We start from the raw sequence: 19,808 nt of genomic DNA on the forward strand, positions 1-19,808 counted from the left end.
AAGCCTTACATCCCGGAGGTATTGTTCATCAAGGCCGTCAATAGCGTTCTCGATTCCCTTCAGTAGATCAGGATAAGTTGTCAGGGCCTTATTGGTATCAATAACTTCCCTGTCAGAGTTTCTAATGATCACTGCATCTGTATAAGTTCCACCGGCATCTATCCCAAGACTATAGTGCATCTTCTGTCACCCTTTACCTTCAATGATCCAAACATTCTTGTGTTCACTAGCGTGACACGTTTCGCGAAAGATCAAAAGTTAGTTATTCATGAATGGTAGTATGCAGGAATCCAACTCCTTTGTGGTTTACAAAGGAGTGTGGAGAGGATCTCTGCAGAGATATGCATAGCCTAGATGGATATAGACCGAACCATTGTAAAAGCTACTAATATCCCATTTTAAACAATGCATAGTAGATATATATATTTTTCCATTACTAAAACAAACATCATTATATAATTTAGAAATAATAAGGAGTTCATCAGCATTACAGATAGCGTTTATTTTTTGAACTTACGTCAAAGTTTACAATAGATATTAGGCAAAAACTATAAATACTACTTTATTTCACTTCGAATGCGATAACTAAATATACCGGAAAATTTCATCTGTGAAAGAAAATGAATAATAGCACAAAGGAGCTCCTGCAGGAATACCCTTTGTTCTCAAAAAGATGATAGGTTACCACGCTGAAACTAGGAACTCATCATTATAAGAGCGTTGTAACATTACAATGCAGTTATAATTTTATTACACGTGTATTTTAAAGACAATAATTCATTAGAGATGTATAACTTTATCTTGCTTTACAGATAACAGTCTTAATAATCATACGAGCCACAAGAATGGAATGGAAAAGCATTTCCTTAAAGGTCAAACTCATCCTGTATATTGTCGTAGGCACTTTGCTTGTACTCATAGCCAGCACCGCGATGACCATATCCACTGTTACTTCCCAGGAAGAAGATCTTGCATACAAACAGGCGACAGAGATGGCCAGGAACTATGCCAACAACTTCAACGGAGATATGGAGAAGAACAAGGCCATTGCAGAGACAATAGCTGTGAGCGTGGGTAGCTATGACTCCATCAACCGGGACGAAACAAATAATATGCTATACAACCTGCTGGTGCATCATCCTCACCTTCTTGGCACTTATATAGCTTATGAGCCGGATGCATTTGACGGACAGGACCATTTGTTTGTGAACTCTTCCGGACATGATGCAACAGGCAGGTTCATCCCCTACTGGAACAAGATCAACGGGGCTATCCGCCTTGACCCCCTTCTGGAATATGATACTCTTGATTACTACCAGTTACCAAAGAAAACAGAGAGGGATGTAATAACTGAACCTTACTACTATGAGGGAGTATTCATTGTTAGTTACGTATCTCCAATCATAAAGAACGATGAATTCGTAGGTATCGGAGGTGTGGACGTCTCCCTCAATTACCTGGATGATACGATCAGCACTGTGAAAGCTTTTGATAGCGGTTATGCTTTCATGACCGGCAATACTGGCATACTCGTGTCACATCCTTTTAACAAGGACTGGATAGGAGAAAAAACACTCTACGATTTTGATATACCTGAGATATCAGGAGCAGCAGATGACATCCGGGAAGGAAAAAGTGGTCATGTGAAAACCATTGACCCAAATACCGGAGAAACGGTCATTATGTTCTATGAGCCTATAAGGACAGGTAATTTCTCATTCATACTTGTCGTTCCTGAGGATGAGATATTTGCAGGCGTGACAACTCTCAGTAACAAACTGCTGGAAATATCCCTTATATCCCTGATATTCATGGCAGGAGTATCATACCTGATAGCACTATCCTTTACCGAGCCAATAAAGAACATTGTCAGTGATTTTAAGAATATATCAAAGGATGCCGTTAGAGGAAAGCTGGATTCAAGGGCCAAAACAGATGTCCAGAAGGATTTCAAGGAGATACCCATGGGCCTGAATGAGATCCTGGACTCTGTAATGGCCCCTGTGCGCGATACCATCCGCCTGACCAATGCCCTGGCTAAAGGGGAACTGGGTGAACGCTCCAATCTCAACGTTAAAGGAGAGTTCAGGCAACTTGCAAATACCCTCGATGACTTTGCCGAATCGCTTGATACAATTATCAAGGACTCGAGTGAAGTATTATCGGCAGTGCAGAATAACGATTTCTCCCGTCAGGTAACTGTATACGGAGAAGGGGATTTCAGGATCCTGACAGAAGGCATCGAGAAGACAAGGGAAACACTCTCAGAGATGATACAGGAACGCGAAAAGCTTGAAGAGATACGGAAAAAGGAGATACATCACAGGATAAAGAACAACCTTCAGGTAATTTCAAGCCTGCTTGACCTTGAGGCAGATAAGTTCACTGATGAAAGCGTCATTGAAGCTTTTAAAGAAAGCCAGAACCGCGTCATCTCCATGGCGCTGGTCCATGAAGAGCTTTACAGGTCACAGGATATGGAAAGTATAGATTTCTCGGATTATCTTATGAAGCTTGTAAATGAACTGTCATATTCATACATAATAGAAAAGGAAAGCATTAAGATCAAAACCAATGTTGAGACTGTATTTTTGGACATGGACACTGCCATTCCCCTGGGGATGATCGTGAACGAACTTATCTCAAATTCGTTCAAACATGCTTTCTCACCCGGGGAAAAGGGTGAGATCCATGTTAATCTCAGTCTTGACAATGGAAAGCTGATACTGGCAGTAGGGGATAATGGCACCGGCTTCCCTGAGCATGTCAATTTCAGGGAAACCGATTCACTGGGATTGCAACTGGTCACAACTCTCATATCGCAGATAGGAGGCATCCTCGAGCTTGAAAGAGATGGCGGTACAAGCTTCAGAATAACCTTGAACTGATGGAATTTACTGACAGATACTAAAGGTGATATCTTGGAAGACATAAAAATACTGGTTGTAGAAGATGAGAGCATCATTGCGCTCAACATTAAGAAGAAGCTCAAAAGCTTTGGCTATACCGTCCCCGCTATAGTTTCAACAGCTGAGGAGGCTATCAAGATGACAGAGATAACTTTTCCGGACCTTATCCTGATGGATGTGATGCTGAAAGGGGACATGGACGGGGTGCAGGCTATTGAAGAGATCCGCAAGAAGTTTGATATTCCTGTGATCTATCTTACTGCATACTCAGACGATGAAGTACTGGAAAGAGCAAAACTCACCCAGCCTTATGGTTACATCGTTAAACCATTCAAGGCTAATGACCTACATACAAATATCGAAATAGCACTTTACAAGCATAGGATGGAAAAGAACGCACGCAAACAAGACAATTCTAACGGAAATTGTGACAACAATGCATGAACATACGTATATTTTGTGTGCTTATATCCGGATATTGAAAAAACAGGATCACATGGTGGTGAAATGAAAGATTCTTTGGCAGATATAATACTTAATTCCGAAAAAAGAAAGAATGTTCTTTTGCTTCTGATAGAAGGTGAAAAGAGCCGCGATGAGATCAAACGTAGCCTGAACGTGCCTTCTACGGCGCTCATCCCCCAGATAAAAAAACTCAAGGAACACGGACTTGTTATCCAGAAAAATAACCATTATGTGCTGACCGATATGGGAAAAGTGCTTGTGGAGAACGTTCTGCCTTTTCTGAAAGCCGTAAATGTCTTTGAAGAGAATGGCGCCTACTGGCTTAATCGTGACCTGAGCGGCATACCCGCACCACTCCTGAAGAGGTTTGGAGAGCTTGGGAACTATCTTATTATTGAGCCTGACCGCAACTATCTTTTCGAATTCCCTAAAGAGTTCACGGAAAACATTGGTAAATCCAGATATGTCATGGCTTTCAATGCATACTTCCACCCGGAATATCCCAGACTCTATTCAAAGCTTGCCAGCGAAGGAATCAAAGTATCTCTTGTCCTGACAGATCCCGTATGTGAGAGAATGAAAAAGGATTATATGGCGGATGTACAAAAGTTCACAAGTTTCCCTGATGCTGAACTTTCCGTCCTGAAAGAAGCTGCCGGACTGGCAACACTTGTAACTACGGACCGTTTCCTGTTCCTTTGCTTATTTGATAATCACGGACAGTACGACCACAAGATAATAATGAGTTTTGACAGCGGTGCTCTGCAGTGGAGCAGGGAACTGTTCGATCATTTTAAAAGCATATCTGAGAGTGTGCAGTTTCCTGTAATAAAAAAACAATAATCTTTTTTTATCAACGTAAAAAGTACAGTGAGCATCATCTTTCTGAATGCTCACTGATCAAAGTCCGGCCTTAGACAGTTTGCGACTGCGGATCTTTGCGGACATCATTCTCATGCTGGGAGTAATACCACAGAGGTACGTAAAGGGCCAGCACGATGAAGCCTACCCAGGTGGATGTCCAGCCAATCTCAAGGCTGTTAAGGTAGACAACACCGATAAGACACAGAGGCAGGTTGAAAAGACCAAACATGAGGGCTACATTCTTCCAGCCGGTAGGTGCCTTGAAGGGTCTGTCCAGAGCAGCCAGTCTTGGGTCATTCTTTGCCTTAACATATGCGAAAAGGCTTATCCCGTTAGCGCAGACGTATCCTATTGCAGATGCTGCAAGAATTGCCGTTGGGGTACCAAGGGATATGAGAGCCAGGTTAAAGATGCCTATTACTATCATGGCAAATACAGGCGTCCCATTCTTGTTGATCTTAGCAAACACCTTTGGAAGATTACCTTCTGTTGCCAGAGAGTGCATTGCCCTTGCAGAACCAAGGTAGGCTGTCTGAATGATCAGGACCATCGCTGCAATAAGCATGATTATCGATATGTATGCACCTATCGGTCCCATGGCAGCCTGAGCAAGGGGCAACATTGGAGAAATGGGCTGGTCAAGCAATCCACTGATTCCCAGTGTTCCTGTTACTGATGCCTGCACAAGGACGTATGTGAAGAAACATACTATACCGCAGCTGAACAATGCCTTTGGGACATCGGAACCGGGTTTCTTATACTCAGGACCGTAAATGGCCGCTGTTTCCCATGCACATGCACTCCATTGCGCCATTGCAAAGATGCCCAGCAGTATCAGAATATGGTGGAAATCCCATGCCCAGTCCGGAGGGAGCCAGGAGCCGGTGATGTTGGACAGCACAAAGTCGCCGCTTATAAATGGTGAGAGTGTAATTAGGGCCAGAGGTGCAAGTGACAGGAAGGCCAGCAGGTAACCCATGGTAGCCCCGCTTGAGAGCCCTCTGGAATTGATAAGGATAAGTGCTCCGAATATAACGATGCCGGCAGCCAGGGAGAGACTGTATTCAGAATAGCCTGCCAGCGCCGGAATAAGTCCATACAGGTAACTACCCACAAGTATTGCGAATATGGCCAGCACTGGATTCCACGCAAACCAGTAGCTCCATGCACTGAAACCTCCTATAAGTTTTCCTTTGTCATACTTATCTTTCCCTTTACCTTTGAATACGTTCTGGGCAAACCCGGGAAGTCCCGATGCATTTGGGAATGCCGTAGCCAGCTCACCATAGGCAAGGTTCTGCATAAAACCCTGGAATACCGAGAGACCCCATACAATAATAGCAAACGACCACAAATAACTTGCAAAATAACCTATAGATGGTAAGATAAGCAGGGGCACACCTATAGCGATTGCCAGACCCTGTTTCCAGTCTATTGTCCTTTCCAGTTTACTGGATTCACATACTACTTTGGCACATTGCGGTGCTCCACCCCAGTCTATTCCTGATTCTTTAGAATCCATTTTTTATCAGCTCCTGTGTGTTGATTAGGATATTTAAGAGGGATTCCTGCAAATACTGATGATTGGTGCAAATACTGATAATTGGAGGTTATTTTGTATTGTTTCGCAGTATTTGCAGGAAACTTGCCGTTACCAAAACTTTGACATTTCAGTTCCATGTAACAGCTACTCAGGCCATATCACCTGATCTTTTGCCTGAATTTCTCACAGCAGTTAATTTTGATGTCCAGCAGCTTCTCGATATTCATCTTTGCTGCAATTCCCTTTGGAGCTCCTGCAACAGATGTTATGACACCGATACCCAGTTCTTCCCTAAGTTCCCTCATGACGTATTCATCGCTGAGGTCAAGTGTGGAAACACCGAGTTTCTTTGCAACATAGTTCTTTGCGTCACCGACGCGCATGCTCTTTGACATTTCCATCCTTGCAACAAGGTCTCCTGCTGCCCTGATACCGCTCATACCGGAGGTCATTATGTGAGTGATCGGCATACCCATCGGGTCGCCGACCCCCATCTATATACCATCTACGTTAGCAATCTCGACCATCGCCTTGCTTGCTCTTGATACAGCATCAATTGTCGGGGTTTCCAGCATGGGAATACCGCCCACTCCCATTCCCATGTTAACGTGACAGGGAATTGGGGAAGCCTTAACTGCTGCCTTGACGAAGGTAACAGCCCTTCCAAGGTTCCATGCAAAGCTCTTGCTGGTGTTGGTGTTGACCACAGGACCGAATATGTTGGCACCTGCCTTTGCGACAAGAGGAGCCTGCTGGTGAGGCCAAAGTCCTGCAAGAACTGTGCCGTCATAAGCCATCTCACCGTGCAGACCAAGCATGAGCTCGCCAGCCATACCCGCTTCAATATACATATCAGGATATTGCTTTCTCAATGCCTCTATAGCATGAAGTGAAGCATACATGTCACCGTCACCTGCAGCACCAACAGTGTCAAAGTTAACACCGTCAGCACCAGAAGCCATCATTCTCTGCATGATCCAGACAATGTCCCTTGTAAGATGCTTTGCTGCGTGCTCCATGGACTCCTGTGCTTCCTGTATCTTGAAAGCCTTCATCAGGTCTCCCGGATTCTCGAACGGGCCGTCCGGGGTGTAGTAAAGACCCATGTTTGGCATGGCACCATAGAGCAGAGGAATTATCATGTTCTGCTGGCAGACTTCCATTGTCTGCATCTCCTGTGCTATCACAGGTTTTACCGGCTTGAAACTGTAATCTATATGACCAAGTTCCATTGTGTCAGCACCAAAGGCTCTCTCATGCACCATGCACCCTACAAGCCTGCTGGAGGGGATACCAACACCACTGTTACCCTGGTCGCCATCAAGCCTGATAGTACCGATATCGTGAGTTACCGGAACTTCCATTCCAGCCTCCACACCTACCATCCTTGAAGGCATTGTGATGATATCCATGAGCTTGTCCAGCTCATCGCCACTAAGCTCAGGGATGTCTCCAAGATCTACGGCATCTGCCATTCCGTCCCTGAGGTCGGTAAGGATCTGCTCCTTTGTCAGGTAAACCCTTTTACCGTCTCCCATTCTCAACATGTGTTCAGTTGTCATTCTCTCACCACTTAAAGAAGAAGCTCCTTGGCTCTTGCTACTGCTTCGCTTGCATTCTCAGCGTAGCAGTCAGCACCGATCTTGTCAGCCCAGGTCTGGGTAGCTGGAGCTCCACCGACCATGACCTTGACCTTGTCCCGCAGACCCTGTTCCTTGAGCATCTCAATGACCTCTCTCTGACCAGGAAGGGTTGTTGTCATGAGTGCGGACATGCCTACCATGCTTGCGCCTGTTTCTTTGACCTTGTCAATGAAGTCCTGCAGGGGAACATCCCGTCCCAGGTCATGGACCTCAAAGCCAGAGGACTGAAGCATTGTGGAAACGATGGATTTGCCGATGTCGTGCACATCTCCCTCGACAGTACCGTTAACGATAACGGCAAGCTTCTTCTTTGCTGCATCCTTTGGCATGTCGGCTTCAAGTAACTTGACACCGGCTTCCATTGCACCGGCTGCCATCATTACATGAGGCAGGAATAACTTGCCTCTCTCGAACATGATGCCAACACTATTCATTCCGGATGCAAGACCTTTCTCTATGATCTCAGCGGGTTCAATACCCTCACTTTTTGCCTTTTCAACAGCAGCTAAAACCGCATCCTTCTTGCAGGAAACGACCGCGTCGGAAAGCAGTTTGAAAGTTTCTTCTTTGCTCATCTCATACACCTCGTATGTCTTTGTAATTTTGTATTAATACTCCATTTGAACAATGGATCAGCATTTAACACAAGCCAATAGCAAATATTTATATGTGCCGTCTACCCATGATATATAAAGATTCCTTAATAATGGCCTTGGCATCTACTATATATATTTATCCCATATACCTGCTTAAATTGTTAATCCATGTAAATGAAGCAATAAATTGGAAATAATGACATCTGCCAGGCGGCATATAATCCCGCCCGGCAAATGTGACTGTATCTTATCTGCTCAATTTTCTAATTGTATCCCATTAGAACTGGGAAACAAAGGTTCGTGCTTGCCATAGCGCAAGTATGGCAACGATCAGGATGACTACCATCCACAACACATCTGCAGCCGGCAGAGGTGAATTCATCCAGTAAGCATTGTAAGCTTCCATTGCTGCTTCTGTTTGTACCATTTAAACTCCTCCTTCACACATACATCAGACAGGCATTTGCAGCCCGGGCTTTTCCGAAATCAGTGATCACATACTTGTGCAAAAGGAAGCCTTTTTTGTACACTCCCTCTTCATCAACCTTGGCTTCTACATCTTTGAGCAGTGAGCATGCGGCCAGTTCTATGAGATCGAAATTTATAGAATCCCGCTGGTAATCACTTTTGAGGTTATACTCTTTCTGTATCTGCTTGACAACCTCATAGTTCCATGCTCCTCCGCTCTTGTTGCAGAGCTCAAGTATCCTGAATTTTATTGGACGATTTCCTGCCATTTACTCACCTCTCAATGATTCCAATTGACCGGCGTCCTCAGAGAACATGACAGAGCTTCCTATGAGACACAGAGCGCCTCCTACAAGTATTGTCCAGGAAGGTATATCCCCGAAGAAGAGGGCAATGAACACCACTGCGAAAAGACCGTAGAGGTTACCGATACCCTGACCCCTGCCCACACCGATGAGCGGGAAAGACTTGTACCAGGTCACATAACAGAAACCAAAGGTTATTCCTGCAAACACCAGCACTAGCATGGTGAGTGGCTCAAACACCATCAGAGCATACTTGAACATCGGGAAGCCGAGGATAGCAAGGATTGGTACTGCGATTACCCACCATATTATGTTCTCACCAAGGAACCTGAGAGTAAGACCTACATCCGGTTCTGCAATATCAAGTCCCTTACCTGCGATTGCACCTTCAATACCCCAGCCAACAGCTGCCATGAGACCGCCGATATAACCTATCCACACAACGTTGCCGGCGCCAATCTCATTTAACAGACCGCCACCAAAGATCGTGATACCGCCGATAATGATGAAAATTATGCCCGCAAAAGCACGCTTGGAGATTTTTTCACCATACCACTTGGAAGCAAGGATAGAACCTACAACAGGATACATAAGTGCTGCAACGGCTGCAAAAGCGCCTCCGACAAAACCCATTGCTATAAAAGAACCCAATATAGCTATAGGGCCACCGAAAATTGAAGCCAGGAAGAACCACTTGGAACATGGGTTGAATTCTTTAAGAGTCCTCTTCATTTCTCCAAACTTGCCCAAAACCCCGTTCCATACCATAAGAGCAAGAATAACTGTCAGTGCATTGAACGCCGTTATTAACACCGCGGTTATAATCAGCGACATACCATCGCCATTAGTTGCGGCTATTTCAGCATACATCTCATCGAAAGGATTAAGCACCCATACTACAGTGCCTGGAATATACCAAAGACCCCATAGAATTGCACAGAAAAGTGCCCACATAAAGCCCTTTCTGATCCTTCGCTGGTTTTCTTGCTTTTTTAATGACTGCAAATCCATACTACTACCTCCAACTATACATTTTTACTTTTTCTAAATGTTAACAGTAGATTTCATAAAATAAAGGAACGAACCTGCCAATGGAGATACAAAAGATGAACCAACACTGATATTACTACAATTCCACCCATCCCTGACAGGATGCGGCTTTACTGCCATAATGATTAAATTAGCCGGATATTCTGCAACCTCATGCATAATAGTGACCTACCTATAACGGATCATCTTTTTTGAGGTGCACATAAACATTAAAGGGAAAGACCCAAAGCACCTTTATTGAAAAGGCAGATTAGTCAGTATACTCAACAATAATAGCAGAAGATGTAGCCAAAAGCCACATCCTTGCTACCTGACCATTGTGATCAGAATATTGCATTGAGTTTGTTCACGACGTCCGTTGCGTTTTCTCCATAGAGGTCTGCACCGATCTTCCTTGCCCAGTCCTGGGTAACAGGTGCACCGCCAACCATTGTTTTCAGAGAGCTGCGGATACCTGCTTCCTTAAGCTGCTCTTCTATCTGTATCTGGTTGACCATGGTTGTTGTCATGAGTGCTGATGAAGCAACTACCTGAGCTCCGACCTGCTTTGCCTTCTCTACGTAGGACTTGATCGGAACGTCTCTGCCCAGGTCAAATACCTGGTAACCTTCGATCTTGAGCATGGTTGCGACGATATCCTTCCCTATAGAGTGGATGTCGCCTTCGATCGTACCGATAACGATCTTGCCTTTGCTCTTGGTTTCTCCTCCAAGTGCCTCAAGAGCAGGAGTAAGTACCGCTACTCCGGCGTTCATTGCTTCTGATGCTGCAATGACGTGAGGGAGGTAGAGTGTGCCTGCCTCGAACTGTTCACCAATCTCGTTCATTGCTGCGGTGAAACCTTCCTGAATAAGATCTGCAGGACTGATTCCGGCGGCAAGGGACTCCTCAGCTGCCTCTGCAGCAGCCTCATCATCAAAATCTAAAATTGCTGCTTTTGCTTTTGCTATAATCTGTTCTTTTGTTGCCATAATGTAACCTCCTTATGCGCCCTGTCTGAATGCCTTGTCAGCCTTGTCCACGATTGCCTGCATATCCTTGAGCAGGTCAGCATCTATTGGTGGAACTACGTGGTTCTTCATGATGTCAACGACTTTCTCATGAGCTACAGTTGCAATGTCCTTTGCACCGGCCATTTCCCAGTCACCGAACATAAGCCTGTCAATGAGTTTTGGGCTGGATGGCAGGTCAATGTTCTTCCTTGTGGTCTTGTGTGCAAGGAAGTTCTTCCCGATACCTACCTGTTCGATTGCTTCAACTGACAGGGTCTCTTCATTTACTGGGATTCCTTCCATTGCCTTCTTTGCCATTGAAATCATATCATTGTCAAAGACAAGCTGCTCGAGTGAGAATGTCATACCAAGTTCAAGCATACCTGCACCGTACAGAGTGTTAGCACCTGCAAAAGCGGGGAGAAGTGTGGTCATCGTCTTCTCATGGCCAGCCTGGCCATCAGGTATCTTGGCATCAGACTACGAGCCGGCCACGAAGGTGGGGAGACCGTAATACTGACCGAGCTTTGCAACAGCCGCACTGATAAGCGCAAGTTCTGGTGAACCGACTGGTGCCGTACCCTTCTTCAGGTCAAATGTTGTTGTAGAGCTTCCGTACCATACTGGCGCACCAGGCTTTACCAGCTGGGCAAGCACAATACCGGAGAGTACTTCTGCGTTATGAGTTACAAGAGTACCTGCAAGGTGTACAGGGGATGAGCCGCCGGCCATCGCCATACTGAGTACGTTTACAGGGGTACCGAATCTTGCACCCTTCATGATAACCTGACAAGCATTGACACTGAGCTCCAGAGGGCTTGTAGGACAGACAAGTGTTGAGAACAAGGGCTTCTTGCGTGCTTCTTCAGCGTCGCCGCCATAGTATGCCACAGCTATCTGCTGGTAATAGTCCACGTTTCCGCCTACAGGGTCGATGTGGTGGAAGTGCTTTGTAGTGTTCATCAATGGTGTCAGTGTCTCGTGGACATCCTGTGCACCCTTACCTGCCCAGTCCCTTGCGGAAACGGCGAGTGAGTAATAATTGATGTTCTCTGCCCAGTCACATATCTTTGCTGTGTCTGCAACATCTTTTTCAGTTGAGTCTACTGTAGTGAACTTACCAGGAGCCTCAAAGTTACACATCTTGACACCGGTACCGAAGCAGGTCCAGTGTACCTTTCCTTTGTGTTCCTGTTTGACGTTGTTCTTCTTGTCACGTCCCCATAGGACGAACTTTGAAGGACAATCAAGTAAAGCCCTGTTGACTACGAATTCAGGGATCTTTACTACCATTGTCTTTTCATCGACCAGACAGCCACCTTCTTTAAAGACAGCCCTGGCTTCAGCGTCTGAAACCTGGATACCGGTGTTTATGAAAACGTCCATTGTCGCGTAGTGAAGAGCCCTGAGATCATCTTCAGAGAAAAGCTCCAGACTTACGCCTTCCAATGGCCTCCTACCTGGGAAAAGTTGTCTTACCATATCTTAACCTCCAATATATACAAATATTAATCTTCCCGAATATTATAGCAATGTCCGGGGATGGGATTCAACATGCTTTCCAGCATAATTCTCCTAAAAAGGGAGTATTGTTTTTTACTATATAAGGTTTTTGGCAATAATTAGTATTTATATTTTGCGTTTCTGTCACATTAAGAGGTTATATTTAAAGGCAGCGGCGATACAAAAAGAGATGTTTTTTAGTGCGCTAACAGCACACTAAAATAGCAGATAATTAAAATTACACAGCAATTAATGATATTAAAAGAGTTAAATCATATATATATGTTTCGATATATAGCAAAACGATAAGTAGTATATAAATATTTCTTCCCGTTTATTGCATTTACCTAAAAAAAGGCGCATGCACTGTATATTTAGTTTTTACATATAGTATAATTGTTTTTTACAAGTCGATCATATTTACATGTTTATTGTTCTGTGGTAAATAACTTTTACATTTAATTAAGCGAACCTCTCTAAAAATTACATAAATAGTACTCCTGCAAACGCAAAAATAAGACAATGGCAAAATCACCGTTAACGGTGTTAAAAGGATTGCGAAACATATATATATTATTTCTCACATGTGCTTTTCTGTTTAAAAAAGAAACACTATATAAAGAGGGATCAGGAATATGAAATACAGCCTTGGTATCGATGCAGGCGGAACATATACAGATGCAGTACTGCTAAGAGATTCAGATGAAGCCATTATCGGGACAAGCAAGGCCCTGACAAGCTATCCCGACCCGCTTGAAGGCATTAAGAAAGCTATCGACGGCCTGGAAGGAAAATACCTTAAAAGTGTCAGGACGGTTTCTGTTTCCACTACGCTTTCTACAAACAGCATCCTTGAAGGAACAGGTTTCCCGGTAGCTCTGGTACTTATCGGGAATTATGATATCATAGGAGAACTCCCTACTAAATATTATATAAAAGTTGCAGGCGGACATGATTTCAACGGGATAGAAACCGAATCAGTGAACATTGATTCCATCAAAGATTTCGCACTGGCAGTAAAGGATAAGGTATCAGCATTTGCAGTGTCATCTTTTTTCAGTGTGAGAAACCATGAACATGAACTTACGGCTAAAGAGATGATCATTCAGCTTACAGGACTTCCAGTAATTTGCGGCTATGAGCTTTCCCAGGACCTGGGGGCTTTTGAGAGAGCTGTAACAGCCTTCCTGAATGCCCAGTTGATACCGGTGACAGAGAGATTCATGCACACTGTGGAAGACGAGATCAGATCCAGAGGGATGGATGCAAAGGTCTTCATGCTCAAATGTGAAGGTTCTGTCATCGGGATCCAGAGCGCCCTGAAAAAACCCATCGAATCAATCTTTTCCGGACCTGCAGGAAGTCTTGTAGGTGCTTCTTTCTTAGCAAAAAAAGATACCTGCGCTGTAATAGATGTGGGTGGGACCAGCACAGATATTTCTGTGATCTACAATGGAGTTCCGGAGATGAGTGATTCCGGAGCTGTTGTCGGCGGGTGGAAGACCAGGGTGAAGGCGATTAAGATGGAGACATCCGCAATGGGAGGTGATAGCCATATATGGGTCAAAGGAGAGAACATACATTTTGAGCCAAGAAGGGTTATCCCATTATGCCGCGCAGCCAGACTATATCCTGGTTTTCTGGAGCAGCTCAGGACAAGCCCTATGCCTTCAAAGATCCGCCTGGGCATAAACTACCAGCCTACAAAGTTCTATCTGCGAACAGATTACGAAGCAATTGAGATAAGCAAAGAAGAGGAGGAAACCCTGGGCGCCATCAAAAAAGAGCCTACATCCACAGCGGAGATATTTGACAGGATCAAAAGATATCCTTCAAGCGGGTCACTTGACAGCCTGATGAAAAAAAGGCTCATCCAGGCCATTGGTTTTACTCCCACCGACGCACTCCATGTGCTGGGCGAATATACGGAGTGGGATATAGAAGCCTCGATGACCGGTGCAGACCTTCTTGGATCATTGGCGGGTATGGGGCGTCATGAGTTTGCAGGACACATAAAAAGAGAGTTCACAAAGAACATGGCAGCAAATATTGTATCTTTCTTCCTGGAAGGAGTGCCAAAGCAGGAAATAAGGAAAACATTCGACATACAATCACCGGCAAAGTTAAAAGTAGAGGTACCCGTAGTACTTATAGGTGGACCTGTTGCCGCTTTTGCTGAAGACCTGCGGGACATACTTGATGCTGAGATAATACTGCCTTCTAATTGCGATGTTGGCAATGCCACAGGTGCGCTGGCAGCAAAGGGAATACGAAGGGCAGAGATACTTATCAGGCCGGCTTCAATGGCTGCTCCTGAGTGGGAGTTCCTGGTATTCTCGGAAAAGGGAAGGAATCGTTTCTATGATTACCAGGAAGCACTCGATTATGCTGTCAACCTGGGAGAAATGATGATAATCGAATACATGAAAGATGCAGGACTGGACTCAAGTCATATCCGGATAGATATCAAAAAAGACGAGATAATCCCTCATGGATGGAAGACACCCATGGAAACAAAACTCGTGGTCATGGGCATTGGAACATTTAACGCCAACTGAGAAGCGGGTATCAGGTAGCCTGATACCTATTGGATTCTTTTCCATTCTGGATATCATGGTTCTCCAGACCGGGGTCTTTTATTATGGAGGCAGTGGCGATCAAAACATCCTGGCCACCCCAATCGCCAATGGTGAACTTGGTCTTAGCAGGAACAAGTGTTCCCTCCTTGCTTACAAGCGGGATCTCACAGAAGGAGGATTTATCCTCCATGATCTCATCCAGGTTGGAGAGCACGTCGTTCTCCCATCCCTGCGGATATAGCAACAGGAAATCTTTCATGTACAGATCCCTGTCCTCATAGTTCAGATGCTTATGCAAGGTCTTGTTAGTGTGTAATACCTTGCCTTCAAGATCCATTACAAATACCAGTTCATCAAGTGCATCCAGCAGCGAACGAAGATGATTCTTACTTTTCTGGACTCCCGAATCCTTCCTCATGTTCGATATTATGACACCGACCTGGTTGGAAATCGTCTCTATCAGGTTCCTGGAATTTGCAGGGATCTCCAGATCCTTATGTGACCCAAGAGCCATGGCAGCAACCAGTTCATCATTGAACTTCACGGGTATGAAACCCATGGCCTGCAGGCCCTCATATCCAAGGTCCTCTCCGGGTATCATGGCATTGATCTCCGAGAAGTACTTGTAAACAGGATAGCCTGTCATGAAAAGGCGTGCAAGTATCGTATTTGAGGAAAAATGGGAAAGGCTTTTCACAAAGCGTTCGGAAAGGCCGCGGGCAGCAGCAACGTTGAACTCACCCGTCTTTTCATCTACCAGGTATACTATGCCACTGTCTATTGTCTTTGTTTCCAAAGTGAAGCCCAGCACCCTTTCAAAGGCCTCATGAAGGTTATCCGTGGCACCAAGAACATTGTCAAGGTCACATTCAAGACGCATGAAATTATTTGCCTGCTTGCGTTCGGTAACATCCACGACGATACCCTGCAAATAATCTACTATGCCGTTTTTGTTGTAATGTATCAGCGTTCTCTCATCCACCCATCTTACCTGGCCTGACTTTGTCAGTACCCGGTATTCCTGGCTGAAATCCGAAAAACCTGCCTTAAAAGCCCTGTCCACTTCCTGGCGGACTCTCTCAAGATCAGAGGGATGTATGATATCACCATAAAGTATCTTCCCTGATGTGAAATCCTCCACTCTGTAACCAAACTGGGAGATATTGTCAGATACGAATTCCACAGGCCAGTCCTTCTCAGGCCGCCAGAGGAAGACAACTGCAGGACTGGAGCTCATAACCGATTCGAGCACCCTGCGCATTCTCAGTGCTTCTATGAGTATGTCGCTTGTGTGCTTATACTGCATCAGCTTCCACATGCCTTCCATCAGAAGCGTTAACTGCCGGACATCCGATTCATTGTAATCCGAATCCTTGTTGGCAACACTCACCAGAGCGACTATCTGCTCACTTTCAAATATCGGTATGGTAACATGACGGAAAAGGGCTCCACCAGATCCGGAATATATTTCATCCTCAAGATCGAAGGAGTTCCTGTTCACAATTACAGGTTTGCGTGCGCGTATCGCTTCACCCCAGAATCCGTTAGAGCGTACGGGATGGATGAAAGGTTCCTCACTAATTGAGGACATATCCTTGTTATCATATGGCCAGCGATAAGTTTCCAGAACATTCTCGTCTTCATTAAGGAATTCCAGATAACCCACCTTACTGCCTGTAAGCTCGACTGTTTTCTGTATAGTGAACTCTGCAATATCGGGCATAGGTGCATCCTGCATCTGATAAAGTTCAAGAAGCGCTTCAAGACGAGTCTCATTAAGACGAATCAACTCCTCTGCATGCCTGCGCTCCTCCATATCTTCGATGATCCCGATGCCTCCAAGGAGAGAACCGTCATCTGACATTATAGGTGTGAAACTGGCCTTTGTGAATACCTGCTTTCCGCTTATCACGGAAAGGTGACTTCCTTCATAGTAGCCCTGGTTCCCCAGGAATACCATTTCAACGGCTTCTTTGAGATGATCATCTGATAACTTTGAAAGGACATTGAACCCTATTATCTTACTCATAGGTGCTTTCAGGACCCTGGCACAACTCTCATTGCAGTGAGTTATGACACCATTCTCATCAAAGTAAAGTATTCCTACCGGAGATCTCTCAAATATGGTTTGATACTTTTTCCCGGTTTCAACCAGGGCCTTCTCTGTCTTTTCAAGTTCTGTATTATCGATGATTATGCCCTGGAAATGAGTTATATTACCTTCATTATCGCGTTTTATAAAAGATCTCTCTGTTACCCAGCGTACATCACCATTCGTGGTCAGTATTCTGTAATTCAAGGCAAAGAAAGAGGTATTTTTTCTTTTAGAGTGCTTATCGACTTCTAAATGGACCCTGTCAATATCATCCGGGTGTACAATATTTCCGTAGAGCACTCTGCCTGAAAGGAAATCTTCCGGGGTGTAGCCTAACTGTGAAACATTCCCTGAAACGGATTCCACAGGCCATTCGCCCTCTGCTTTCCATAAAAACGAAATAACAGGACTACTATTATAAACTGCTTCCAGTTTCTTTTCAACATCTGAGGTATTCGACATAATTTTCCCGCAAACCTGTTCTCTCTTGACAGCACAGAGGCCGTTAGTAATTCAGAGGTTAAACCTTTATAGACTTTAAGATTATTGCTATTGACGCACTGAACAGGTAGATATATTTTACGCAAGGACCGATCATGCAGGAAAATCTGCTCAGAGATTCGGATTTGAGAGTGGATAGATAATGAAGATCATATCGGCCTAATTATGCTTCATTCAGGAATAATACAGGATGCATACAAAAAGAGAGTGTTATCATTATGTGTTAACACATAATGACATATTTGTCTAAAATGGCGGAAACCCCGGGAATTTAACCCGGCTAAACGGATTTAGAGTCCATTTGATCAACATGATCTGATTTCCTTGCTGATGCTTCTAAATGGGAAAATGAGTTCCTATTATTTATATTTTTTGGCATATCCTCTTAAAACAGTAAAAATAAGAAACCATTACTCAGGCTTTAGGAACTCCAACTCCAAGGAAGACCAGCCTTGTCTCAATTGGCGACCCGCCGCAATCTTCCATTGCAAGGTCCTCACTCTTAACACTTATATCAATATCATCATACTCTATACCAGAATCCACCATATAATCAAGTATGAGCTGGTTCCCGAGCTTTGTGGCATATTCAACAGCCTCCTGATGGGTTTCAAACTGCTTTCTTCCTTCCGGGGAAAATACCAGGATAGACCTCTGGGACTTTTCGTAGAATGACTTGACCAGTATCTCAATCCTCTTTATTCCCTTGCCAACCAGCGCTCCCACTGCATTGCCGACTTCAGCATGCTCAGGAACTATGATCTGTGCATCGATGAGCTTCCCAAGTTCTTCAACATAAGCACGCACAGGCCCTCCTAGCAGAATTACCGGCACATTGACCTTGAACTGGGAATAATAATCGCCCCGGAGGATCTTCTCGATAGCCTGCCTTTCAACACCTTCGAACATATATCCCATGAGGCTTAAAGCCATGTTTATAGCCACTTCTTTCTTGACCTTCCGGCAAAGCTCATATTCATCCATGGGCGTCAGTCTCGCAAGGATCTTAGCTCCTGTTATGGAAGCCTCGGTGTCCCACCCCGTATACTCGCCCAGCACATGGAGTGCGTCGGTGGGAGTAAAACCAATAGCCTGGATGAGTCTTTTCTGTATGAGGGAATCTATATGATCAGGAGATATCAGCCTGCCCAGCTTCCAGAAGATATCATTGATGGAAACAGGCTCCTCACTTATTGTTGCAAGTATCTCCTTCTCATGATTGCCCAGGCCAATGCCTTCCTTCCCGGTCCTGACAAAGAACTTCGTAGGTTGGATGTTCTCAGCCAGCTGGAATCTGGAAGGGGTACGCCCTGACTTTAGTAATTCCTTAAAACCAGGGTATTTCACAGCAGCAAGACACAAAGGAACCACTCGCCGCGGCCCGATGTTGACACCCCTGTTCCTTATCCACACATGACTATCCCCCCCCATTGCAGAGGTTTCCATGCGTATAGCCTTCACTTTTGTATGCCATCCGCCGACCACTGCGCCGGTATCAACAAGCTGCGGAAAACCACCATGTGTCAGTGATACGTCGGTGCTGGTCCCACCCACATCGATCACAGCACAGGTGTCACTCCTGGACAGGAAAGATGCACCCATAAGGCTTGCAGCAGGCCCCGAAAAAACAGATTCGATGGGTTTTTCCAGTGCCTCCTCGATACCAATGACAGAACCATCACACTTGAGCATCATCAGCTTAGCATTGATTCCTCTTTTCCTGATATCGGACATGATGGCATCTATGAAATGGCGTGCAACCGGCAGCAATTGTGCATTGAGGTATGCCGTTACCCCTCTTTCATAAGCTCCCAGGTCCTGGGAAAGCTCATGGCCGCACACCACGGGCAGACCGGTCATTACATTGATCAGTTCCTTGGCCCGCAGTTCATGATCAGGATTCCTTATACTGAAATAGGAGGATATTGCAAATGCTGATACCCTGTCCCTGACCTTTAAAACGTACTCTTTGATAGCTTCGGTATCAAGCCTCTCATCCTCAGTGCCATTAAGATTGTGGCCTCCCGTTATAACTGCAAGCTCCTGGATTGGTGTAGTTCCCGGAAGAGTGTGCTTGCCAATGAGGATAAGTGCTACAGGATAACCTGTCTTCTCAAGTATCGTATTGGTAGCAAGAGTAGTAGAAACAGAAACAAGCCTTACATCCCGGAGGTATTGTTCATCAAGGCCGTCAATAGCGTTCTCGATTCCCTTCAGTAGATCAGGATAAGTTGTCAGGGCCTTATTGGTATCAATAACTTCCCTGTCAGAGTTTCTAATGATCACTGCATCTGT

General features: G+C 44.9%; 13 protein-coding genes and 3 pseudogenes. 4 read left to right on the forward strand and 12 right to left on the reverse strand.

Features of this window, described 5'->3' with window-relative positions; translation table 11 throughout:
- A partial coding sequence (locus Q8J68_RS14850; RefSeq protein ID WP_305312289.1) for a hydantoinase/oxoprolinase N-terminal domain-containing protein occupies window positions 1–180 on the reverse strand: 180 nt, incomplete at its 3' end.
- A gap of 665 nt (window positions 181–845) precedes the next feature.
- Between Q8J68_RS14850 and Q8J68_RS14855 the strand changes: the two genes are divergently transcribed.
- From Q8J68_RS14855 to Q8J68_RS14865, 3 genes are all read left to right on the forward strand, one after another.
- Window positions 846–2,888 (forward strand): histidine kinase dimerization/phosphoacceptor domain -containing protein, encoded by a 2,043-nt coding sequence (locus tag Q8J68_RS14855; RefSeq protein WP_305312290.1) that lies wholly within the window; start codon window positions 846–848, stop codon window positions 2,886–2,888.
- A 33-nt stretch (window positions 2,889–2,921) separates the two neighbouring features.
- The gene (locus Q8J68_RS14860) at window positions 2,922–3,353 is read left to right on the forward strand and encodes a response regulator (protein WP_305312291.1); all 432 of its coding nucleotides are present in this window, start codon (window positions 2,922–2,924) and stop codon (window positions 3,351–3,353) included.
- Between the two features lie 63 nt (window positions 3,354–3,416).
- On the forward strand, window positions 3,417–4,217 hold the full coding sequence (locus tag Q8J68_RS14865) for a winged helix-turn-helix domain-containing protein (RefSeq protein WP_305312292.1): 801 nt from the start codon (window positions 3,417–3,419) through the stop codon (window positions 4,215–4,217).
- A 70-nt stretch (window positions 4,218–4,287) separates the two neighbouring features.
- Here the strand turns inward: Q8J68_RS14865 and Q8J68_RS14870 are convergent, their stop codons facing one another.
- The 8 genes and pseudogenes from Q8J68_RS14870 to mttB all read right to left on the reverse strand — a co-directional run bounded on the left by Q8J68_RS14870 (window position 4,288) and on the right by mttB (window position 12,317).
- A complete protein-coding gene (locus Q8J68_RS14870) occupies window positions 4,288–5,760 on the reverse strand; it encodes an APC family permease (RefSeq protein ID WP_305312293.1) in 1,473 nt (490 codons plus the stop codon).
- Between the two features lie 179 nt (window positions 5,761–5,939).
- A pseudogene (gene mtbB / locus Q8J68_RS14875) lies at window positions 5,940–7,343 on the reverse strand ([dimethylamine--corrinoid protein] Co-methyltransferase).
- Between the two features lie 11 nt (window positions 7,344–7,354).
- Window positions 7,355–7,999 carry a dimethylamine corrinoid protein MtbC gene (gene mtbC / locus Q8J68_RS14880; RefSeq protein ID WP_305312294.1) on the reverse strand — a complete coding sequence of 215 codons (645 nt, stop codon included), beginning with the start codon at window positions 7,997–7,999 and terminating at the stop codon, window positions 7,355–7,357.
- Window positions 8,000–8,297: 298 nt separating this feature from the next.
- Window positions 8,298–8,447, reverse strand: coding sequence for a hypothetical protein (locus Q8J68_RS14885; protein WP_015053603.1), 150 nt, complete (start codon window positions 8,445–8,447; stop codon window positions 8,298–8,300).
- A 13-nt stretch (window positions 8,448–8,460) separates the two neighbouring features.
- Window positions 8,461–8,757, reverse strand: coding sequence for a hypothetical protein (locus tag Q8J68_RS14890; RefSeq protein WP_305312295.1), 297 nt, complete (start codon window positions 8,755–8,757; stop codon window positions 8,461–8,463).
- Window positions 8,758–9,804, reverse strand: coding sequence for a DMT family transporter (locus Q8J68_RS14895; RefSeq protein WP_305312296.1), 1,047 nt, complete (start codon window positions 9,802–9,804; stop codon window positions 8,758–8,760).
- A 362-nt stretch (window positions 9,805–10,166) separates the two neighbouring features.
- The gene (locus Q8J68_RS14900) at window positions 10,167–10,814 is read right to left on the reverse strand and encodes a methyltransferase cognate corrinoid protein (protein ID WP_015053607.1); all 648 of its coding nucleotides are present in this window, start codon (window positions 10,812–10,814) and stop codon (window positions 10,167–10,169) included.
- Between the two features lie 12 nt (window positions 10,815–10,826).
- Window positions 10,827–12,317: pseudogene (mttB, locus tag Q8J68_RS14905) on the reverse strand ([trimethylamine--corrinoid protein] Co-methyltransferase).
- Between the two features lie 656 nt (window positions 12,318–12,973).
- Between mttB and Q8J68_RS14910 the strand changes: the two are divergent.
- Entirely contained in the window at window positions 12,974–14,896 is a 1,923-nt protein-coding gene (locus Q8J68_RS14910) for a hydantoinase/oxoprolinase family protein (protein WP_305312297.1), read from the forward strand.
- A 10-nt stretch (window positions 14,897–14,906) separates the two neighbouring features.
- On the opposite strand, the gene Q8J68_RS14915 is transcribed toward Q8J68_RS14910, so the two are convergent.
- The 3 genes and pseudogenes from Q8J68_RS14915 to Q8J68_RS15035 all read right to left on the reverse strand — a co-directional run.
- Complete coding sequence (locus tag Q8J68_RS14915) at window positions 14,907–17,474, reverse strand: PAS domain-containing protein (RefSeq protein WP_305312298.1); 2,568 nt, start codon at window positions 17,472–17,474, stop codon at window positions 14,907–14,909.
- A gap of 453 nt (window positions 17,475–17,927) precedes the next feature.
- Complete coding sequence (locus Q8J68_RS14920) at window positions 17,928–19,328, reverse strand: hydantoinase/oxoprolinase family protein (RefSeq protein ID WP_370867666.1); 1,401 nt, start codon at window positions 19,326–19,328, stop codon at window positions 17,928–17,930.
- 60 nt (window positions 19,329–19,388) lie between these two features.
- Window positions 19,389–19,799: pseudogene (locus tag Q8J68_RS15035) on the reverse strand (hydantoinase/oxoprolinase N-terminal domain-containing protein); the annotation flags it as partial.
- Window positions 19,800–19,808: the final 9 nt, after the last annotated feature.

The organism is Methanolobus sp., assembly GCF_030682845.1.
Classification (GTDB): domain Archaea; phylum Halobacteriota; class Methanosarcinia; order Methanosarcinales; family Methanosarcinaceae; genus Methanolobus.

What these genes read in the sequence shown, in the direction of transcription:
- Q8J68_RS14910 (WP_305312297.1), top strand. Translation starts at nt 12,974, where the DNA reads ATGAAATACAGCCTTGGTATCGATGCAGGCGGAACATATACAGATGCA.
- Q8J68_RS14855 (WP_305312290.1), top strand. Translation starts at nt 846, where the DNA reads ATGGAATGGAAAAGCATTTCCTTAAAGGTCAAACTCATCCTGTATATT.
- Q8J68_RS14870 (WP_305312293.1), bottom strand. Translation starts at nt 5,760, where the DNA reads ATGGATTCTAAAGAATCAGGAATAGACTGGGGTGGAGCACCGCAATGT.
- Q8J68_RS14865 (WP_305312292.1), top strand. Translation starts at nt 3,417, where the DNA reads ATGAAAGATTCTTTGGCAGATATAATACTTAATTCCGAAAAAAGAAAG.
- mtbC (WP_305312294.1), bottom strand. Translation starts at nt 7,999, where the DNA reads ATGAGCAAAGAAGAAACTTTCAAACTGCTTTCCGACGCGGTCGTTTCC.
- Q8J68_RS14895 (WP_305312296.1), bottom strand. Translation starts at nt 9,804, where the DNA reads ATGGATTTGCAGTCATTAAAAAAGCAAGAAAACCAGCGAAGGATCAGA.
- Q8J68_RS14890 (WP_305312295.1), bottom strand. Translation starts at nt 8,757, where the DNA reads ATGGCAGGAAATCGTCCAATAAAATTCAGGATACTTGAGCTCTGCAAC.
- Q8J68_RS14900 (WP_015053607.1), bottom strand. Translation starts at nt 10,814, where the DNA reads ATGGCAACAAAAGAACAGATTATAGCAAAAGCAAAAGCAGCAATTTTA.
- Q8J68_RS14915 (WP_305312298.1), bottom strand. Translation starts at nt 17,474, where the DNA reads ATGTCGAATACCTCAGATGTTGAAAAGAAACTGGAAGCAGTTTATAAT.
- Q8J68_RS14885 (WP_015053603.1), bottom strand. Translation starts at nt 8,447, where the DNA reads ATGGTACAAACAGAAGCAGCAATGGAAGCTTACAATGCTTACTGGATG.